This is a genomic window from Streptococcus cristatus, from assembly GCF_001588905.1.
Lineage (GTDB): Bacteria > Bacillota > Bacilli > Lactobacillales > Streptococcaceae > Streptococcus > Streptococcus cristatus_N.
In genome coordinates, this window is record NZ_LAWH01000016.1 from 61624 (window position 1) to 77119 (window position 15496).

Annotated in this window: 17 protein-coding genes; 5 read left to right on the forward strand and 12 right to left on the reverse strand. The window is 44.2% G+C overall.

Annotated elements, in window-relative coordinates; genetic code table 11:
* Nucleotides 1–7: 7 nt before the first annotated feature.
* The gene (locus tag A0765_RS03055; RefSeq protein ID WP_005591428.1) at nt 8–139 is read right to left on the reverse strand and encodes a teichoic acid D-Ala incorporation-associated protein DltX; all 132 of its coding nucleotides are present in this window, start codon (nt 137–139) and stop codon (nt 8–10) included.
* Between the two features lie 266 nt (nt 140–405).
* On the opposite strand from A0765_RS03055, the gene A0765_RS03060 reads away from it, so the two are divergent.
* The 4 genes from A0765_RS03060 to A0765_RS03075 all read left to right on the forward strand — a co-directional run bounded on the left by A0765_RS03060 (nt 406) and on the right by A0765_RS03075 (nt 3281).
* A complete protein-coding gene (locus tag A0765_RS03060; protein ID WP_062004548.1) occupies nt 406–732 on the forward strand; it encodes a PadR family transcriptional regulator in 327 nt (108 codons plus the stop codon).
* Nucleotides 719–1318 carry a DUF1700 domain-containing protein gene (locus tag A0765_RS03065; protein ID WP_062004549.1) on the forward strand — a complete coding sequence of 200 codons (600 nt, stop codon included), beginning with the start codon at nt 719–721 and terminating at the stop codon, nt 1316–1318. The genes A0765_RS03060 and A0765_RS03065 overlap by 14 nt, the downstream gene beginning before the upstream one ends.
* Nucleotides 1311–2210, forward strand: coding sequence for a DUF4097 family beta strand repeat-containing protein (locus A0765_RS03070; protein WP_062004550.1), 900 nt, complete (start codon nt 1311–1313; stop codon nt 2208–2210). Before A0765_RS03065 ends, A0765_RS03070 begins: the two co-directional genes overlap by 8 nt.
* 117 nt (nt 2211–2327) lie before the next feature.
* On the forward strand, nt 2328–3281 hold the full coding sequence (locus A0765_RS03075; RefSeq protein ID WP_062004551.1) for a S66 family peptidase: 954 nt from the start codon (nt 2328–2330) through the stop codon (nt 3279–3281).
* 39 nt (nt 3282–3320) lie between these two features.
* On the opposite strand, the gene A0765_RS03080 is transcribed toward A0765_RS03075, so the two are convergent.
* From A0765_RS03080 to A0765_RS03100, 5 genes are all read right to left on the reverse strand, one after another.
* On the reverse strand, nt 3321–4571 hold the full coding sequence (locus A0765_RS03080) for a S41 family peptidase (protein WP_062004552.1): 1251 nt from the start codon (nt 4569–4571) through the stop codon (nt 3321–3323).
* Nucleotides 4572–4675: 104 nt separating this feature from the next.
* The gene (locus A0765_RS03085) at nt 4676–5926 is read right to left on the reverse strand and encodes a carbohydrate-binding domain-containing protein (RefSeq protein WP_062004553.1); all 1251 of its coding nucleotides are present in this window, start codon (nt 5924–5926) and stop codon (nt 4676–4678) included.
* Nucleotides 5927–5946: 20 nt separating this feature from the next.
* On the reverse strand, nt 5947–6627 hold the full coding sequence (locus A0765_RS03090; protein WP_062004554.1) for a DUF4956 domain-containing protein: 681 nt from the start codon (nt 6625–6627) through the stop codon (nt 5947–5949).
* The gene (locus tag A0765_RS03095; protein WP_062004555.1) at nt 6620–7345 is read right to left on the reverse strand and encodes a polyphosphate polymerase domain-containing protein; all 726 of its coding nucleotides are present in this window, start codon (nt 7343–7345) and stop codon (nt 6620–6622) included. The genes A0765_RS03090 and A0765_RS03095 overlap by 8 nt, the downstream gene beginning before the upstream one ends.
* 241 nt (nt 7346–7586) lie before the next feature.
* Nucleotides 7587–9986, reverse strand: coding sequence for a YhgE/Pip domain-containing protein (locus A0765_RS03100; protein ID WP_062004556.1), 2400 nt, complete (start codon nt 9984–9986; stop codon nt 7587–7589).
* Nucleotides 9987–10127: 141 nt separating this feature from the next.
* Between A0765_RS03100 and A0765_RS03105 the strand changes: the two genes are divergently transcribed.
* Entirely contained in the window at nt 10128–10658 is a 531-nt protein-coding gene (locus A0765_RS03105; protein ID WP_062004557.1) for a TetR/AcrR family transcriptional regulator, read from the forward strand.
* A gap of 104 nt (nt 10659–10762) precedes the next feature.
* On the opposite strand, the gene rpsD is transcribed toward A0765_RS03105, so the two are convergent.
* The 6 genes from rpsD to A0765_RS03135 form a co-directional block, all read right to left on the reverse strand.
* Complete coding sequence (rpsD, locus tag A0765_RS03110) at nt 10763–11374, reverse strand: 30S ribosomal protein S4 (RefSeq protein ID WP_000092756.1); 612 nt, start codon at nt 11372–11374, stop codon at nt 10763–10765.
* A 253-nt stretch (nt 11375–11627) separates the two neighbouring features.
* The gene (locus A0765_RS03115; RefSeq protein WP_062004558.1) at nt 11628–12350 is read right to left on the reverse strand and encodes an ABC transporter ATP-binding protein; all 723 of its coding nucleotides are present in this window, start codon (nt 12348–12350) and stop codon (nt 11628–11630) included.
* A complete protein-coding gene (locus tag A0765_RS03120) occupies nt 12350–13348 on the reverse strand; it encodes an ABC transporter substrate-binding protein (protein WP_062004559.1) in 999 nt (332 codons plus the stop codon). The genes A0765_RS03115 and A0765_RS03120 overlap by 1 nt, the downstream gene beginning before the upstream one ends.
* Nucleotides 13349–13390: 42 nt before the next feature.
* The gene (locus tag A0765_RS03125) at nt 13391–14143 is read right to left on the reverse strand and encodes an ABC transporter permease (RefSeq protein WP_062004560.1); all 753 of its coding nucleotides are present in this window, start codon (nt 14141–14143) and stop codon (nt 13391–13393) included.
* Nucleotides 14106–14396: a thiamine-binding protein gene (locus tag A0765_RS03130; RefSeq protein WP_062004561.1), complete on the reverse strand. Its 291-nt coding sequence runs from the start codon at nt 14394–14396 to the stop codon at nt 14106–14108. The genes A0765_RS03125 and A0765_RS03130 overlap by 38 nt, the downstream gene beginning before the upstream one ends.
* Before the next feature lie 408 nt (nt 14397–14804).
* Nucleotides 14805–15428, reverse strand: a complete 624-nt coding sequence (locus A0765_RS03135) for an HAD family hydrolase (RefSeq protein WP_062004562.1) — start codon at nt 15426–15428, stop codon at nt 14805–14807.
* Nucleotides 15429–15496 lie beyond the last annotated feature (68 nt).

Genomic DNA, 15496 nt, shown 5'->3' on the forward strand with positions numbered 1-15496 from the left:
TCTTACATTAAAATTCATTGTAGATAAAGCCACCTTGACCTTGACCAAGATAACTAAAGAAATAAAGCAGGGCTACGAAAATCACAAAGTATAGCAATGTCTGCCCTACAAACTTATAAATCGTCTTATATTTCGTCATTTCATTCACTCTTATCTTTTTTTAGATAGACATAGATTATTTTACCATTTTATAGAGAAAGATTTCAATATAAAAGCTATCAATTGTGTAAAGTTCTTGTAAGGAAATAAAGAGAAAAAGAGTTACTTCCCTTATCTTTCAAGGATGAAATCCTTTTCAAATTTTATAAGTAAAATTTCTATATATTACTTGACTTTTAGTTCAAAAGAGATTATCCTATATGTAGAAAGTTTATATATAATATTTTTATATATAGGAGGTAGTACATGTATTTCCCCACATCTTCTACCCTGATAGAATTTCTGATTTTAGCGATTTTAGATAAAGAAGATTCCTATGGCTACGAGATTAGCCAGACCATCAAGCTCATTGCCGATATCAAGGAGTCCACGCTTTATCCTATCCTGAAAAAATTGGAAAAGAGTCAGTATTTAGAGACTTACTCTCAGGAATATCAAGGTCGAAAACGAAAATATTACTCTCTGACCCTAACAGGTCAGAAACAACTGATCAGCCTCAAAAATGAATGGGAGCTTTATACCAGCATGATTAAGGGCATTATCGAAGGGAGTGTTCGCCATGACAAGAACTGAATATCTAGCCCAGCTAGAAAAATATTTAAAAAAATTACCAGCAAAAGACTATCAAGAAGCTATGGACTACTTCACCGAGTACTTTGACGAGGTCGGTCCAGAGGGAGAGGCAGCAGCTATAGCTGAGCTGGGTAGTCCCAAAGAAGCGGCTCACGAGATTATCATCAATCTTCTGGACAAGAAAATAGAAGAAGACCGCCAAGAAGCTGACTCTGTCAAAAATAGCAAGCAGATCGTCCAGATTGCTATTCTGTCCATCTTGGCGGCTCCACTAGCAATTCCTCTGTTAATTTTGGCTTTGACTTTGATTTTTACTTTCTTCCTCCTCATCAGTGTCTTTGCTTTTGTTATAGCCGTCTTTGCTTTTGCTATGTTTGTCATGGGGGCGAGTCTGATTTGGGACAGCCTGACTCTCGGCATGACCACTTCGATTCCTGCTTTTGCCCTTAGTTTGGGGATGAGCCTCTTAGCCTTGGGGATGGCTGGACTCTTTTATCTCAGCATTGGTCCTATCCTTCGCTTTATCAAACTGAGTTTTGTCAAACTCGCCCAAGCCTTGGCCCGGAAAGGAGGCCATCATGTTTAAAGTAAGAAAAACCGTGTTCAGCATTGCGATTGTTGCCTGTCTGCTGGGTCTAGGCCTCATACTGGCAGGGCTAGCAAGTGGTGGTCTGCAGGATCTGGTGAAGAGCTCAACCGCTAGCACCAAAATGACCAAGCAAGAGGAAACCTATGACAATATCCATTCCTTAAATCTAGACCTGAGCAACCGCTCGGTTGTGATTGAAGAATCGCCCGATGATAAGGTTCACTTGACCTATTATCAAGGAGACGGCAAGACAACTGAAAAAATCAGTACCAAGGCTGAAAACGGTAGTCTATACATTAAGGAATCCAGCTTTTTTATCAACATTAACAGCGGCCTACGCTCTTTACTAGGCTTGATAAATGGAGATTTGGAAAGGACTCAACAAATCACTCTAAGCCTACCTAAGGGAAGGAACTTGGAGCAGGTTAAGGCCAGTTTAGCTAACGGCAGCCTATCAATCAATGACCTGACAATCAAAAAATTAAAAGCCAATCTCAGCAATGGTTCAATCGAACTCAGTCATAGCCAGATTGAGACTGGCAGTATCGAAAATGACAATGGTAGCATCGAGCTAGTCCAAACCAGCCTGACCGATACTCAAATCAGTCTCTCCAACGGCAGTATCACTAGTGATAAACTAACCCTCAAGGGCAATATCAACATGTCCAGCGACAATGGCTCCATCGATCTCCATCTCACCGAAGAGACCTTCAAAGCCATCTCACTGGACCTGCAAACAGACCTAGGTGACATTGAAGTGCCCAAGGACATGCAGACGAGCCACGACCAAGAGGACTTTATCGGAGATCGAGTCATCCACACCAATGAACAGGCTCAAGCCAAGCTGACCGCCAGCACCAGCACCGGTAGTATTGAGATTAGTCATTAAAAATAGAACGGAGCCTGATTGGTTCCGTTTTTTATGGTTATTTTCTCTAACCCTACCTTTACTTCCTATATCCTTTATGTTATGATACTCTATAAAAATTATCACAAGGAGGTTTCTATGAAAAAACTCACACCTGGTATGCACATTCGGGTCGTCAGCCCTTCGGCATCAATCGAACATATCGGAGGATTTGAGGCCAATCTAGCTGCCAAGGAGCGCTTGGAAAAGCTAGGATTTACCGTGTCTTTTTCGGAGCATTATCTGGAAAATGATATGTTAGATTCTGCCTCCATCGAAATCCGGGTGGCAGACATTCATGCTGCCTTTTCAGATGAGTCCGTTGATGCTATTCTGGCCACCATTGGCGGTTTCAATTGCAATGAGCTCCTGCCCTATCTGGACTTTGAATTGATTGCTAGAAATCCTAAGATTTTCTGCGGCTACTCAGACACAACAGCCTTGCTCAACGCTATCTATAGTAAGACCGGCATGAAAACCTACATGGGACCGTCCTACTCCAGCTTTAAAATGGATGCCCTGCAGGACTATCAGACCAAGAGCTGGCTCAAGGCCGTCAGCCAGACTTCTTATGAACTGACTCCTAGTGAAAAATGGGGCAGTAATGCTTGGTATCTTCCAGATGCGCCACTGACCTTCCATGAGACAGAGTGGAAAGTCTACAACCATGGAAAAGCCCAAGCCACTGCTATCGGCGGCAATCTCTCTACCTTCTCACTTCTGCGTGGGACACCCTATACCCCGATAGATGAAAACTACGTCCTCTTTGTTGAAGAGGCCGAGGAAGATGATTATGTGGAGTTTGACCGCAATCTAGCTGCCCTCCTTCAGGCCTATCCCAACCCACAGGCCCTTCTCATTGGCCGCTTTCCAAAAGAATGTCAGATGACAGAAGAACTACTCCTTTATATCTTGGACAAACATCCAATTCTCAAGACGATTCCCGTTCTTTATGACTTGGACTTTGCCCATACTCAGCCGCTCTTTACCATTACCATCGGTGCTCAAGTGACGGTGGATACAGAGACGATGTCTATCAAAATTGACGAATAAACATGAAACGACCTCCAAACAAAAGGTCGTTTTTGATATCTAAAAGTCATGAATCATCTCTAAACAGCGCTCCAAATCCACATCCCGCTCCAGATGCTCAACTGTCCAAGGAATAAGGATGTCTGGTTCAATCCCCTTGTCTGTTATCCCCTGTCCCTTATCAAGTGCTAGAGCGCGTGAAGTTGGAAAGTTCAAACTATAGTCACCATAATCTACCTGACAGCAGTTAGAATAATCTAGTATTCCAAGAGTCGGGCGCCCCAGAACCGTCACCTTAGGAAAACATTTCATCATCTGGACAAAATTGTCTCCCGACGAAGCACAGTAGACATCTGCCAAGACAAAAATCTTCTCAGGATGGCTTCCTCCTTTCACATTAGGAAACATTTCCCTGTCCTCGCCTCCAAATTTGACATAGCCTTTGCCTCGATTGGCCTGCAGGTCTTGCATGATTATCTCCAACAAATCCTTCGTCTCCTGATTAATCCCTTCCTGCTGCACGTAGGCTTCAAAATCTTTCAAACGCAGGTCAACATTCCGCTCTGTGTAGAGAATTTCCATCCCTTCATCAGTCCAGCCCAAGTCAGAATAGACTTGCCCCTCAGAAAGAGCATAGTGGAGCAGGGGAAAATACAGCGAGTCCATCCCGCCAGTATTTTGACGGACATCAATCACCAGACAAGCAGCCCTCTTGATAGTATCTTGTGCTTCCTGATAGAGTTTGTTGATGGCTTTCTCGTTCCTAAAGTCATCCAAACGGAGATAAATAACACCCTTTTCTAACTCTTTCCATTCAAATCGACTCTCTACAGGATTCTGGCTAGGCTCAACTGAAAGGATTTGCTCTACTCCTGCTCGCAAAACAGTCACTTGCCTGGCTTTTGAAATCAACTCGCTCCACTCACGGTAGTTTCGCTCAGGCGTTGAACTGGTGAAATACGCTCGGTGCATCCTATAAAACTCTTCTAGATGCTGTCCATCCAGTTTCACAATTTGATCGCCCGCCTGCAAATTCGTATCTGCATTAGCCTGCTCAACATAAAGTCCTTGGATTGTTGAACGTAGAACAAAACCTTTTGGCTTAGCATATTTCTCCCGAAAAGCTACATGGCCGATAACTCCGAAGCTAGCTAGATAAGTCTGAACCTGATAAAGAAAATCTTTTTCACTCATATCGTCTGAAATACATTCGCGAAAAATAGTCGGATCCGCACCGGCAATATCCTTTTTAGTTGCCGAATCTTGGGTCATAATCGAAACAACATCTTCAAAAATAGCCGTTTTTCTCATCGTATGCTCCTCTTCATTACTGAGACCAGTATATCATTTTTGTACATTTTATGCCGATTTAAACAAAAAAATCTAAGCACAATCTCTGCTTAGATTTTTTCTAATCAATGTCCACCGGGACCGCCACCTTGTCCGCCTGGGGCACCACCGCCACCAGGGCCATCTGCTGTGATTTCGGTTCGGGTTTGCCCATTGACCGTGATGGTCCCGCCCGTATAGGTAGCCTTACCATCAAAGTCAAAGGCAGACACTGTGGACGTGATAGCCAAGTTTCCCCCTGTCATGATGATATCGCCGTTGGAGTCAAGGGCGTCTGTATCGCCTTGGCCGACCTCAACCTTGATGTCACCACCAGTAATCTTGATGAAAATCTCAGCCCCAGTCGCCGTACTAGCTGCATTGATCCCATCATCCGTCGCATAAAGGTCAAGTGTACCGCCGTTAATCGTGACATTTGTTCCCTCTAAAGCTTCGACACTGGATTTAACTGTGATAGTGCCACCATCGATCACCGCTGCATTGCTGACATGAAGGCCATCATCGCCAGCATTAATCGTAATGGTACCAGATTGGATATAGAGATTTCCGAGCGAAGTGTCCTCGTCATTATCTGCGTGGATCGCATCCTCCGTCGCAGTAATATCTAGACTAGCCTCCTTGATGTTGATGGCATCATTGGCTGACAAACCATTCTTGTAACCTTTAATCGTATAAGTCCCGCCTGTGATGCGCAGGTCATCATTAGACTCGACTGCGTTACCATATTTTCCTTCGATGGTCAGACTGCCTGAGCCGTTAAAGGTCAAGTCGTCCTTACTGTAAATGGCCGCATCGTAGTCAGTATTGGTGTGATTGGCTGAGTCAGAAATGCTATTCTTGCTGCCTTCAGCTAGGGTAATGAAGGTTTTATCCGCATTTTCTACCACAATCGCTGCATCCGTCCCTGTCATGGTCACACCATCCAAGACGATCTGAACCTTGTCTTGATCGCCAGCCTTGACGACAATCTGCACATTTTCACTGCTGCCAGAGAGGACATAGGTTCCAGCTGCCGTAATGGTCACTGTGGAGCCAGAAACGCTTGCTCCGTCACCGGATGTCTTGGCTGTAGAGCCACTCAAGCTAATCTTGGTCGCTGTCGACTCATCATAAGAAGCATCCTGATCACGATCCGTGAAATAGCTAGATGTATCTGTCTTTGTCGTACTGGTAGCTGTTTGAGTGGTCGCAGCACTAGCACTCGCACTAGTGCTGGACTGGCTGGTCAAGCTGCAAGCTCCCAAGATGACGCTCATTAGCGCTAGGGGCACCATTAGTTTTATTCTCTGAAATATTTTTTTCTTGCCTGTTTTCATGATTGGCCTCTTTCTAGATATTATAATTCATTTTCTTTCGTGATATAGCGGCTGATGGCAATCTCTAGATTTCCATTGCGCGTGCGCAGGGCGTCGATGAGTTCTTTTTCGGTCATTCGACCATTCAGCTGAATGATGTATTTAATCTTGAACAAGCTCCCCATATCAGAGGTTTTGACATTAGCCAGTTCAACATGATTGGCAGCTTTGTTGAAAATATCATCAAAAATACTTTCATAGTCCAGACTTTCTGGTATGACGATGGTCAGCTGGCGCATGGAATGCTTCATCTGTCCGAAATTGACCACTTCAAGCAGCAGCATGACGAGCGACATGATAAGGGTAAAGACGATCGCAAAGACCAGATAGCCCATTCCAATGGCAATCCCGATTGTCATGACTAGGAAAATGGACACCAGCTCCTTGGCCCCTCCCGGTGCGGAACGGAAACGAATCAAGCTGAAGGCCCCCATGACGGCAACCCCTGCTCCCAAACTTCCATTGACCAAGAAAATCACAATTGCAATCAAGGTCGGTAAGAGCGCCAAACTCATCACAAAGGATTTGCTGTAAACTGTCTTAAACTGGTAAACCTTGGCAATGACTAAGCCCAAAAGCAAGGACACTCCGATTGCCAGCATCATCATGACCGGATCTACAGCCGTATCGGTAAAAATATCATAAAATAAATGACTAAGCATGATTTACAACTCCTTTATAGTCTGTCGTTTTCTTATAAGCAACCCCGTATTTGGAAAAGGAGCTTGGGAAGACCTGATGGCGATCTAAAATCTCACTTAGCCAGAGCGGATAGGCTCCCGGCACCTTGACTTCCATAATCACATGCTGATCCGGCAGAAGACTTTCCCCGTAATGACCATGCAAAAGGCTCAAATCATAATTGCGGTAGGTCAAATCGTGGTCAATGGTAATCCGAACATTGGGATCCTCAATCCCTTTCATGGAATAACGATTGTAGTAGATATACATCATGGGCTGTACGCCACCGTAACGCTGACTCAGCCAGTCGATTTCCTCACGAATCTGACAATCCTCAATCTTACTGTGATCGCCCTCCAAGTAAGCCTCTGCAGCCACTAGATCTGTCGAAATGCGACGTTTGTAGACAATCTTGCGCACTTTTTTCTTGATTTCCAAAAAGACTTGACTGTCTTCTTTCGGATGTTCATCGTAAGTCCGCACGCGCAATTTTTCTTTAAAATAGGGCTTTTCTAAAGACTCACGAATCATTTGATAGGTCGGGGTGTCGTAGTAAAGATTGTTAATGGTCGAATAAGCATGCTCATCCTCCACCAGATGGCCTTCAAACTCGGTCAATAAATCGGCCAAAGTTTCTTTGGAAATAATGTATTTGGTTTCAAATCGTTGAAATTTATCTTTAAATGTTTTTTTAGCCATGGATTCTCCCCCTGTCTTTCTTGTAACTAGAGCCATTTTACGGATGAAAACTTAAAGCAAGGCTAAAGAAAACTTAAAGAAAACAAAACATTCATATTTTCATAGCGAATAAAATAGATTTGTGGAGAAAATCTACACAGCAAAATTCTCTACTGTTTCACGTGAAACAAAAAAACTTGGTTCTGTTCACAAGACCAAGTTATTCCTTTCGAAGAGAAAATAGTCTGCGCTCTTCTCTATCTTAAATAATTTCTTTCTTATCAGGGCGATAAGCTATTGTACCTAAAGCCATGAAAATCAGTAAAGTTGTGGTCAAGAAAGCTAGTTGGCCACCGATTTGACCATTCATCGAGATCGTTTCCCGCAGTCCTGACACCGCATAGCTCATTGGCAAGATTGGATTGATCATTTGGAAGATTTTCGCCGTCAGGGGCAGCGGATAAGTACCAGCGCTAGAAGCCAGTTGCAGGAGCAAGAGGATCAAGGAGATAAAGGCACCGACCTTACTATCCCAAGTGACCAGAGTCGTCACAACCGCCATAAAAGCCATGCTGGCTAAAATAGTCAAAGCCAGCGTCATCCATTCGTAGTTGGCCTCAAGACCAATCAAATGAACCGCTCCATAAACCAAGATACCTGCCAAAACAGAAATCAAGCCATTGACTTCCAGACGAGCCTTGAGCCAAGCTTTGCGAGAAGCTGGCACCTGACCAGAAGGGAGCGTGCCGAAAATAACATTGGTCGAAATAGCCGCCACAAAAAGAGCAACAGAAATCATGTAGGGAGCCATACCAACACCATTTTTACCAACTTGATCTTTATCTGTCTTTTTCAGCTCGACAGGGCCAGCCAAGGCAGCCGCATTGTCCTCTGTCACTGAAAGCTCAGACAATTGACCCTTGGCATCTGTCAAGCCTGTATTTAGAGTCTGGGCACCGACTGACAAGTCTCCCAGCCCACTGTTCAAGGTCAGACCACCAGCCGCTAACTGCTGAGAACCATCTGCCATTTTAGTGGCACCTGTAGATAATGTTTGCATACCTGCGACCAAAGTAGACGATTTATCATTTAATTGAGAGAGGCCTGAGCTGATTTGACCGATTCCTGAAGTCACTTGGTCATTATGGCTCGCTAGGTTAGCTGCTCCTTGAGAAAGCTGATCGACACCTGTAGTATAAGCGGCTACTCCCTGAGCTACTTGAGAAAGGCCACCTGTATAAGCCGTAATGCCTTGAGAAAGGGTCTCTGAACCAGTGCTGGCAGAGGATAAAGCTTCATTTACCTGACCTAGGCCTCCGTAGAGACCACTAATCATAGCTGAAGCACCTGGCAGGACTTGGTTGGCTGCTGCCGACAGCTGACTTGCCTGACCACTGGCCGTTTGCAGACCTTGCAGATTCGTTTGGATAGCTTGGACTTCCTGTACAATAGTTGCCGCTGCACTACTGCTAGAATCAGCACCGCCTGCTAGAGCGGCTTTTAGTTCTTCTTGCTCATCGGTAGAAAGTTTTTGGTAAGCAGCTGTTCCTTCTAAAGCAGCTACGGCTGCCGCCCGATCACTTTGCGCACTACTTGCCAAAGACTGGGCATTGGTCGCAATCGTCGTGAGAGAAGCCGCAATTGTTTCCGTTGGCAAGCTCGTTCCCGATGTGGCATTTTGAATGGCCGTATTGAGCTGATCTAGACCCGCCGTCAACTGAGCAACCTTTTCTTGATTAGCAGTAACACTACTATTAACAGATGATTGCAGTTCTGCCAAACCGCTGTTTAGGCGCTCCACACCAGCGACTAATTCCTGTGAATTACCCGTCAGTTGGTTGGTTCCATTCAGTAATGTTTGTGACTGAGTGGTTAATTGGCTGGCACCAGCTGAAAGCTGCCCAACTCCATCTGTATATTCTGTCATCTTACTAGTAAAAGTCGGCAAGCCGGCATTGATCTGAGCCACTCCGTTTGTGTATGCTACCAGACCAGTCGATAGCGCTGTAGCTCCATCTGAGAAAGTGAGGCTGGACTGAGCTAGACTTTCTAAGTTAGTAGACAGCTTTTGGCTACCGTTTGCCAGTTCCTGACTGCCTTCGGCCAATTTAGCTGTGCCATCTGAGGCTGTTCCAAGTCCACCTTTTAGCTTATCCATACTCGCAAAAAGGCTTGTCACATAGCTGTTTGTAATCTTCTGACTGACCGATTGCTTCATCGAAGTCATGGCAGAATCGCTCATTTTGCTGGCGATAAAACTATGACCACTGGATGTTTGGTAGTGGATCGTAACTTGCTTGGGCTGATTGCTCAAGATACTAGCCGCATTGGCTGATAGATCCTTAGGAAGAGTCACCACCATGTAATAGTCGCCCTTTTCCAATCCCTTCTCTGCCTGATCCTTATCCACAAAATGAAAATCCATCGCTGCATTTTTCTTCATATCTTGAACCATATCTGAACCAATGGACAAGTCTTTTCCATATAAGCTCGCCTTCTGGTCCTGATTGACCACCGCTACTGGCAAATCAGAAAGTTTGCCATACGGATCCCACATAGAGCTCAAAAAAATCACATTATACAAGGCTGGAATCAAGGCAACTCCCAGCATGACCACAATAATCTTCGGTTTTTTGAAGATGGCTTTCCATTCTTTGAACATCTCTTCTCCTTTTTTATACACATTGTCTAAAAATTTGATATAATAGATTATACACAATAAAAAAATTAAGGCAAGCAGAAAATTCTATTTTTGTACACCTTGTCTAATTTTGTATAATTCAATGACAAAGGAAAGATTAAAATGACAGAAAGTAATAAACGTAAGAAAACCAAGGCCATCATTGAGAAGGCTATGGTTGACTTATTGCATCAGGAGTCTTTTGACCATATTACAACAGTCGAATTGGCCCGAGCTGCTGGCATCAGTCGCAGTAGCTTTTATACCCACTACAAGGATAAATATGATATGATTGAGCGCTATCAGCAAGGCCTCTTTCATCAATTAGAATACATCTTTGAACACAATCGAGAAGATGTTGCAGTCGCTATCACAGAGGTCTTTCAGTTCTTGACCCAAGAGCCTCTTCTGGCTGCTCTCTTGACGGAAAACGGCACTAGAGAAATCCAAAATTTCCTACGCCATAAGCTCCAATCCTTACTTTCCCAAATCCTACAGGAACGGTTTCGCAGCAAAGCTTTCAATCAAATCGAAAGGGAATACGGCATCGTCTACCTCGTTAATGCCTTCTTTGGCGTCTACCAGATGTGGATCGCCCGAGGTAGTAAGGAAAGCCCGGAACAAATGGCTAATCTCCTTTTAAAGATGCTATAAAACTCAACAACTAATAAAGGCCGGGACAAGATATCCCAGCCTCTTTTGGTTAATCGAATAAAAAAGAAGCCGAAATCGGCTTCTGAATAAATTTCCAATAGAAATTAAAGCATTTTGTTGTAGAATTCAACGACAAGTGCTTCGTTGATTTCTGGGTTGATTTCGTCGCGTTCTGGCAAGCGAGTCAATGAACCTTCCAATTTTTCAGCGTCGAATGATACGAATGCTGGACGTCCAAGAGTTGCTTCAACAGCTTCAAGGATCGCTGGAACTTTCAATGATTTTTCACGAACTGAGATCACTTGACCTGGAGTTACGCGGTATGATGGGATATCAACGCGTTTTCCGTCAACAAGGATGTGACCGTGGTTTACGAATTGGCGAGCTTGACGACGAGTAGTCGCAAGACCAAGACGGTAAACAACGTTATCCAAACGACGTTCCAAAAGAAGCATGAAGTTGAAACCAAGGATTCCGCCTTTGATTTTTGTAGCTTGTACGAACAAGTTACGGAATTGTTTTTCACCTACACCGTAAGTGAAACGAAGTTTTTGTTTTTCAGCCAATTGCAAACCGTATTCTGACAATTTAGAACGGTTGTTTGGTCCGTGTTGTCCTGGTACGTAGTTACGACGTGCCAATTCTTTACCTGTACCTGTAAGTGAAAGGCCAAGGCGACGAGCTTGTTTCCAAGATGGTCCTGTATAACGTGACATGTGTATGTCCTCCTGATATAAATAATATTTCGGTGGAAATAGTCACTTAGAAAGCCCTGATTCGTGCAGATGCCCTTCGCCTAAACAGCCAAGGTTACTTGTCATAAGACACCTGTTGACGAGCTTCATGCTTTCCTGCTGCTATTTCACACAAAGGCTATTGTACCATGAATACAGTCAAAAGTAAAGGGACTCCTACAAAAAAATCAAGCCCAAAGGCTTGATTAAAGTCATTTTTATAAAACAAGGCAGCTTACAGCCCCAAGAGCTTCAAAATCTCCTGCTTGTATCGCAGCTTTTGTAGTTCCGTATCCTCACTGGCTGACCAAGTCAGTTGGAGATCTGCTACGATTTGCCCAGGCCGATTTTTCAGAATATAGATGCGGTCGCTGAGAGCCAGGGCCTCCTCGATGCTATGAGTAATGAGGAGAGTCGTCAGGCCTAGCCTACGATGAAGATCCAGATACCAAGCGTGCAGCTCCATCTTGGTCAGCTCATCCAAAGCACTAAAGGCCTCGTCCAGAAGAAATAGCTTATGACCGAACATATAGGTCCGCAGCAGAGCCACGCGCTGCCGCATCCCCCCACTCAGCTCATGTGGATACTTGTCTGCCACATCAAAGAGCCCAAACTCCTTCAAAATCTGAGTCGCCTGCTCCATCGCTTCTTTTTTTGATACCTTGCGGATCAGCAGAGGCAAGATGACATTGCCCAGCACTGTCTTGTGCTCAAGTAGCAAGTCCTTCTGCAGCATATAGCTCACCCGGCCCTTGGGATTTTCCTGCCCGTCTAGGATAATCCTGCCCGACTGGATCTCCAAAATCCCCGCAATCAGATTAAAGAGGGTCGTTTTCCCGACTCCACTAGGCCCCAAAATCGCTACGATCTGGCCTGCTTCTACCTCTAGGTTGATATCTTTCAAAATCTGCTGCTCACCATAAGCATAACTTACATTTTCAAGTTTAATTTCTGTCATTATTTTATATAATCGTTGCTAAATCCCTTGTCACTCAAGTCATTGTTCACAATGCCGTTGTTCTTGGCCCATTTATAAAAGGCATTCCAGCGGCTAGCCTCAAACTGACCCCACTTGTCCTTATCTGATGCATATTGCTCGGACAAATATTTTTGGGAAGCCAAGACAAAGTCTCGTTTGTTCTTCAGCTCTGGCGCATGCTTGATTAAAATATCCGCTGCTTCTTCAGGGTGCTCCATGGCATATTGATAGCCCTTCTTGATAGCCTGCAGGACCTTTTTCGCCTCGTCTGGATTCTTCTTCAGATAGTCATTATTGGCAATGATGACTGGAGAATAGTAGTCAAACTCCTTGACATAGTCCTTCATGTAAAAGAAATTCGTGTCCATGCCCTGAGTCTGAGCCATGATACCGTCCCAGCCATGATAAATCCATGCCGCATCAAACAAGCCATTTTCAATCGGCGTAATAGAGTTGGAATCGTTGTTGGGAACCTTTTCCACCTCATCAAACTGACCGCCTTGGCTTTCGACCAAGGTTTTTAGCATGCCTAGCTCCACTGGATCATTCCATGTGCCATATTTCTTGCCAGCTAGGTCCTTAGGCCCTGTAATCCCTGCAGACTTCTTGGAAATAATACCCGAAGTATTGTGTTCTACAATAGCCGCGACAGCTGTGATTTCTGCGCCCTTATCCAGTTTTTTAGCCATGGAGTCCTGGAAGTAAATACCAAAAGGTGCCTTGCCGTTGATAATCAAATCCGAACTACTATCTTCAGGCGGCAACTTGATATCCACATCCACACCTGCTTCCTTGAAATAGCCTTTTTCTTGAGCCACATAGAGGCCGGTATGATTGGTGTTTGGTGACCAGTCTAGGATAAAATCAATCTTTTTATCCTTACTAGCAGACTCTGAGCCTGACTTGCTGCAAGCCGCTAAGCCGAAGATAGACACGGCAGCTAAACCTGCCAACAACATTTTATAAGTTTTTTTCATTATAATCCTCTTTTCTTTTTTGGAAATAGCAGAGCTGAGCTCCTATTTCCACTTAATAACATATTTTTCACTGACAGCCACCAACTTCATCCCAAGAAGGCTGATAACCGAAACTAATATGATAATGGCAAACATAGTATCGTACTGGAAAAGTTTCTTGGACTGAATCATATAAACACCCAAGCCTTCGAAACCGCCCAGCCATTCAGAAACCACGGTCGTGATAAAGGCATAGGAAACACTGACGCGCAAGCCCGCATAGAAATAGGGCAGACTAGCTGGAATCTTAAAATGCCAGAGAATCTGCCAGCGATTGGCCTGCATAAGCTCAAAGAGCGTCAGAGTATCCCGGTCACAATGCCGAAAACCATCCAAAATACTGATGATAATCGGAAAAGTCGTCGTCAGAATAATCAGCACAATCTTGGGCAAAATCCCATAACCCAGCCAGAGAACCAAGATTGGCGCCAAAGCAATGGTCGGAATCGTCTGCACCACGACCATCATGGGATAGATCAGATCATTGAGCCAGCTCATGCTGTCCATGAGTACAGCTAGTATACAGGCCAAGATGACGCCCAAGACTAACCCCAGCAGGGCTACTTTTAAGGTGGCCCAGCTATGACTTGCTAGAAAGCCCGCATCTCTGATAAAGGCCTGACCGATTTCCAGAGGTGTCGGCAGGATAAACTTGGGCAAGAGCTTGAGCCAGCCCATGACCTGCCAAATGACAAGGATTCCCAGCATACCCAAAAGGCTAATCTGCTGCCGCAGGATATTTTTCAAGTTTTTCATCAATACTTAAAATCTTTCCATAGTTTATTTTCACATTAGCAAAAACATTGTCTGCCTGAGTGCCTGCAAGCTCAATCGCCTGCTGCAGAATAGGAAATAAGGTCGCCCATTCCCCTTCTAGAACGGTCTCAAAAGGCGTCACGACCATCTTCACTGGCTGTTTTTGCAAAAACTCAATCACTTCCTCTATGATTGCCAAACGATTCACATCATATGACAAAGGAAGAATTTGTAAAGCAATGCTGGCTTTCATCTCTTCACCTCCTTACTTTCATGCTTCATCTGAGAATAATGTATGCAGATAGGATAAAATTCACAAGAAAATAACTTGGTTTTTAAACAAAAAGACAGCAAGCTCCCTTTATAAACACCTTGCTTTCCATACAAAAACACCTTTCCCAATATGGAAAAGGTGTTGCATGCATCAGTAAACTAAAGATTGGTGAATAATTCACCATTTTAGCAAAACCACAAGGTCTTTACAAATACAATTCCCTACGCTGGCATTATCCAGATCAGGTGCGGTCGAAGCTTACACTTCCTCTCAGACTGTACACAGACTCCCATATATAGGATTATGATAACGCAATCATCAGCAAATGTCAAGATTGGAGCTTGGACTCACTACTTTTCAACGATAAGTGAAGCAAACGATCATCAATTAGCCAAACTTCCCTTTCGCAGCCAACAAAGACTCCATAGCCCTGATATTCTCTGGCTCACTTGTGGATAAGATGGTTTCAAAACCCAGTTCAGCTGCCGTATCTAAGTTAGCTTGAATGTCGTCAATAAAGACTGACTCTGTCGGATCAAGACTATACTTTTTTAGTAGCTTTTGATAAATCTCTGGCTCTGGCTTGACAACCCCAACTTCTGAGGAAAGGATATAGCCTGACAGCAGTGGAAAGATGAGCAGCGAACCAGCTTTTTCAATACGATAAAAAATCTCGCAAGTAGTTGACAGGATGTAAATGCGATAGCCTTGATCAGCCCACAGCCCAATCTGCTCCTGTAAACCACTGTAAACCTCCACAACCTCATACCAATTGTAGAAGATATTCTGAACGGCAGAATGATACGAATCATCCAGCTGAACCATCACTTCGTCACAGGCTTCTTTCAAGCTCAGCTCTCCCTTGTCTGTTTGATGCCAGACCCCCGACTCAAAAATGACCTGTCTAAGAAGCTGTCGCCGCTCTTTCTCAGCTTCAAAAGAGGTCAAGATTTTCTCAGAATTCCATTCAATCAAGACATTTCCTAAGTCAAAAACCAAGTTTTTTATCATTTCCTTCACCAGTCCTTTCCCTTTTATAAAGGCTTTCGTAAATTCCAGCTCATGCCAACCATTCCAAC

Coding starts and splice junctions, on each gene's coding strand:
- A0765_RS03090 (WP_062004554.1), bottom strand. CDS start 6,627: ATGCTTAGTCATTTATTTTATGATATTTTTACCGATACGGCTGTAGAT.
- A0765_RS03085 (WP_062004553.1), bottom strand. CDS start 5,926: ATGAAAACAGGCAAGAAAAAAATATTTCAGAGAATAAAACTAATGGTG.
- A0765_RS03120 (WP_062004559.1), bottom strand. CDS start 13,348: ATGAAAAAAACTTATAAAATGTTGTTGGCAGGTTTAGCTGCCGTGTCT.
- A0765_RS03055 (WP_005591428.1), bottom strand. CDS start 139: ATGACGAAATATAAGACGATTTATAAGTTTGTAGGGCAGACATTGCTA.
- A0765_RS03105 (WP_062004557.1), top strand. CDS start 10,128: ATGACAGAAAGTAATAAACGTAAGAAAACCAAGGCCATCATTGAGAAG.
- A0765_RS03100 (WP_062004556.1), bottom strand. CDS start 9,986: ATGTTCAAAGAATGGAAAGCCATCTTCAAAAAACCGAAGATTATTGTG.
- A0765_RS03135 (WP_062004562.1), bottom strand. CDS start 15,428: ATGATAAAAAACTTGGTTTTTGACTTAGGAAATGTCTTGATTGAATGG.
- A0765_RS03065 (WP_062004549.1), top strand. CDS start 719: ATGACAAGAACTGAATATCTAGCCCAGCTAGAAAAATATTTAAAAAAA.
- A0765_RS03080 (WP_062004552.1), bottom strand. CDS start 4,571: ATGAGAAAAACGGCTATTTTTGAAGATGTTGTTTCGATTATGACCCAA.
- A0765_RS03070 (WP_062004550.1), top strand. CDS start 1,311: ATGTTTAAAGTAAGAAAAACCGTGTTCAGCATTGCGATTGTTGCCTGT.
- A0765_RS03115 (WP_062004558.1), bottom strand. CDS start 12,350: ATGACAGAAATTAAACTTGAAAATGTAAGTTATGCTTATGGTGAGCAG.
- A0765_RS03125 (WP_062004560.1), bottom strand. CDS start 14,143: ATGAAAAACTTGAAAAATATCCTGCGGCAGCAGATTAGCCTTTTGGGT.
- A0765_RS03060 (WP_062004548.1), top strand. CDS start 406: ATGTATTTCCCCACATCTTCTACCCTGATAGAATTTCTGATTTTAGCG.
- A0765_RS03130 (WP_062004561.1), bottom strand. CDS start 14,396: ATGAAAGCCAGCATTGCTTTACAAATTCTTCCTTTGTCATATGATGTG.
- rpsD (WP_000092756.1), bottom strand. CDS start 11,374: ATGTCACGTTATACAGGACCATCTTGGAAACAAGCTCGTCGCCTTGGC.
- A0765_RS03075 (WP_062004551.1), top strand. CDS start 2,328: ATGAAAAAACTCACACCTGGTATGCACATTCGGGTCGTCAGCCCTTCG.
- A0765_RS03095 (WP_062004555.1), bottom strand. CDS start 7,345: ATGGCTAAAAAAACATTTAAAGATAAATTTCAACGATTTGAAACCAAA.